This window comes from Paenibacillus zanthoxyli JH29, from assembly GCF_000520715.1.
Lineage (GTDB): Bacteria > Bacillota > Bacilli > Paenibacillales > Paenibacillaceae > Paenibacillus_AQ > Paenibacillus_AQ zanthoxyli.
This window is the reverse complement of the sequence record NZ_ASSD01000275.1, coordinates 1-3,256: the sequence shown is the minus strand read 5'-3', so window position 1 is coordinate 3,256 and position 3,256 is coordinate 1. Positions and strand designations below refer to the sequence as shown.

Sequence of the window (3,256 nt, the reverse complement as noted above, 5' to 3'; positions counted from 1 at the left end):
GGCTCGCGGCGGCGCGGCGGAGAGCTGGCGGCGGAGACCTGCTGGGTTCCCGTCTGCAGGGAGCCGGGTCAGCGGGAAGCCTTCCTGCGATTTTCCGCCTCCATTCCGGTGCTGGCGCTTGGTTCGTCAGCCATGCAGGAAGACGAGCCGGCTTCCCGGGAGGAGGCGGGGGCAGCCGTGCTGTACTCCTTCCTTCAGGCTGTGATCAACGCTGAGGTCAAAGGGGTTGTGGCCGGAATGGAGCAGGAGCTCCTCCCATTCAAGGCCAATTACCGCCGGGGGCGGTCGCCTTTGACCGAGCTGTGGTGGAACAGCCTGCTTACGGGCAGCCGCGACATCCCCGTTCAGGGCACTCCCGCCGAGGTCACGGAGCTGCTGGCGGAGGTGAACGCGGCGGCGAACAGCGAAATTCCGCACTTCGGAGCGGCTGAGGAGCAGAGCGGACAGCTTGGCCTCGGACTGAGACTGGAGCCGCCGGGAGAAGACGGTGAAATCTGGCGGCTGTCCTTCTGGGCAGAGGGGCGGGAAGAGAGCGGATTCTGGCTTCCCGCAGCCTCTGTCTGGAGCAGCGGTGAACGGGAATTTATGCTGTGGGGCAAGCGCTATAAGGGAATTCAGGAACAGCTGCTTGCGGCGCTGGGGAGGGCGGCGGAATTGTCGCCGGATATTTCGCAGGCGCTCGAATTCCCCGCTCCGACCGGTGTGGATCTAGAGCCGGAACGGCTGTATTATTTCCTGAAGGAGACCGTACAGGAGCTGACGGCCCGGGGAATTACCGTCCAGCTTCCGTCGCGCTGGAGCAAAGAGGGACGCCGCCGCATCGGCATGAGACTGAAGATGCAGCTGCCAGAGGCGCCGAGCGATTCCCAGCCGCTTGCGCTCGGCATGGAGACGCTGGTTTCCTTCAGGATCGAGGCTTCGCTTGGCGACAGTTCCGTCAGCGCGGAGGAGCTAAATGCGCTGCTGGCGGCCGGAGTGCCGTTCATCAAGTTCCGCGGGGAATGGATTGAAGTGGACCCGAAGGAGATCCGCCAGGTGCTCCGATACATGAAGCGCCATGAGAGCGGAGAAATGTCCGCATCCGACTGGATGCGTCTTGAGGCGGAGGAAGGGGAAGAACGGCTGTGGAAGGGAATGCCCGTTACGGGCATGGAAACCATCGGTCTGCTCGCCTCGCTGATGCGCGGAGACGCTGTGCGGAATCTTCCCGCGCGTCCGGTTCCTCCGGAGCTTAAGGGGACGCTGCGTCCATATCAGGAGCGCGGCTATCAATGGCTGAGCGCTATGAGTGAGCTGGGCTTTGGCGTCTGCCTCGCCGACGACATGGGCCTTGGCAAGACGGTGCAGGTGATTGCCTGTCTGCTGGGCCGTGAGACGGCCGCCGATGGTGCCGCTGCAGCCGGCCGGAATCCGGCGCTTATTTTGTGTCCGACCTCGCTGCTTGGCAACTGGCAGCGGGAGCTGCTGCGCTTCTCGCCTTCACTGAGCGTCTACATTCATCACGGAAGCCGCAGATTACGGGGCGAAGCCTTCCGAGAGCAGGCCACAGGGCATGACATCGTGCTGACCACGTACCATTTGGCCGGGAGGGACAGCGAGGATCTTGCCTCGGTGTCATGGTCGTCCGTTGTGCTGGACGAGGCCCAATACATCAAAAATTACCGGACCAAGCAGGCGCAGAGCGTCATGCGGCTCAAGTCACCCCACCGGGTTGCTATGACCGGAACGCCGGTGGAGAACAGGCTCGGAGAGCTTTGGTCGATTTTTCATTTTCTGAACCCGGGCTATCTCGGAACCTATCATTCCTTCCGCGAGCGTTACGGGAGCGGCGAAGGGGCGGATCGGCTAAGAGAGCTGCACCGGCTCGTATCGCCTTTTTTGCTGCGGAGATTGAAGAGCGACCCCGACATTTCCAAGGATCTTCCGGAGAAGCTGGAGCTGAAGAACTACTGCACGTTGACGGAGCACCAGGCGCTGTTGTATCAGAGCGTTGTGAACGATATGCTGGATACTCTCGGAGGAAGCTCGGGCATGGCGCGGCGGGGGCTGGTTCTGTCTTCGCTGACGAAGCTGAAGCAAATCTGCGATCATCCGCAGCTCTTCCGCAAGGAGGAAGGCCGTCAGGGCCGAAACGATCAGTCCGGCAAAATGGAGAGCATGTTCGAGGTGCTGGACAGCATCGCGGAGCTCGGAGAGTCTGCGCTCATTTTTACCCAGTATGTGTCGATGGGCGAGCTGATGGTGAACAGACTGGCCAAGCGCTACGGCAAGATGCCGCTGTTTCTGCATGGGGGTGTTCCAAAAAAGGAACGCGACGAGATGGTCCGCTCTTTCCAGGAAGGGGAGGGGACGGCGTTCTTCGTACTATCGCTGAAGGCAGGCGGAGTGGGGCTGAACCTGACGAGGGCCAATCACGTCGTGCATTACGACCGCTGGTGGAACCCCGCAGTGGAGAATCAGGCGACGGACCGCGCGTTCCGGATCGGGCAGCATAAGAACGTGCAGGTTCACAAGCTGATCTGCCAAGGGACGCTGGAGGAGCGGATCGACGAACTCATTGAACGGAAAAAGAATCTGTCCGAGCAGGTCGTCGGTTCCGGAGAGAACTGGCTGACCGAAATGTCCGATCACGAGCTGAAGGAATTGATTGAGCTGCAAAATCAGGATTGGATGTAGCGATTCGATCCGGATAAATAAAACGAGGGAAGCAAGCGGTGGAGGGAAGGTATGACGGAGACGATGAACATGCAGATCGAAGCCGCGCCGGGAGTGCTCACGGCGGTGTGGACACCCGTATCCGGCAGGGCCATCAAGGGTCATGCAGAAGGAGAGGGGGCTGTGGATTCGCAGCAGGCCTCCCCGAAATTCCGGCATGTGCTGAAGATGGAGGTATGGCCGCTGTCCCGGCGCAGGGAGGTCGTGGAACGGCTGGCGGAGAGTCCGCATGAATTATACGGACTGCTTAAAGGACGCCTGCCCGATTGGCTGGCCGAACTTGGACTCTGGCCGGACGACTCGGAGCTTTCGAACCCTGCGGACCCGGATACGGCTGATGAGGCTGGAGATACGGCGGCATTGGCGAAGGTGAGAGAACAGCTCGTGAAGGAGCCGCTGACGGCGCTCGCGCTGCGCGGTCTGCCGAAGAGCGAGCTGACGGACGCGGTCTTCACTCTCTGGGCCGGGGGCGGCTCCGCATCGGCAGAAGCCACCGGGCCCGCGTCAGCATCATTGTCCGAGGAACTGGCAAGGCTGGAGA

The 3,256-nt window shown here is 61.5% G+C and carries 1 protein-coding gene and 1 pseudogene; both read left to right on the top strand.

The features are described from left to right. The coding region (locus L691_RS0110155) for a DEAD/DEAH box helicase (RefSeq protein WP_025690361.1) at window positions 1–2,676 on the top strand (2,676 nt) is incomplete at its 5' end. A 51-nt stretch (window positions 2,677–2,727) separates the two neighbouring features. Further along, window positions 2,728–3,256 (top strand): annotated as a pseudogene (locus tag L691_RS30650) (hypothetical protein); the annotation flags it as partial.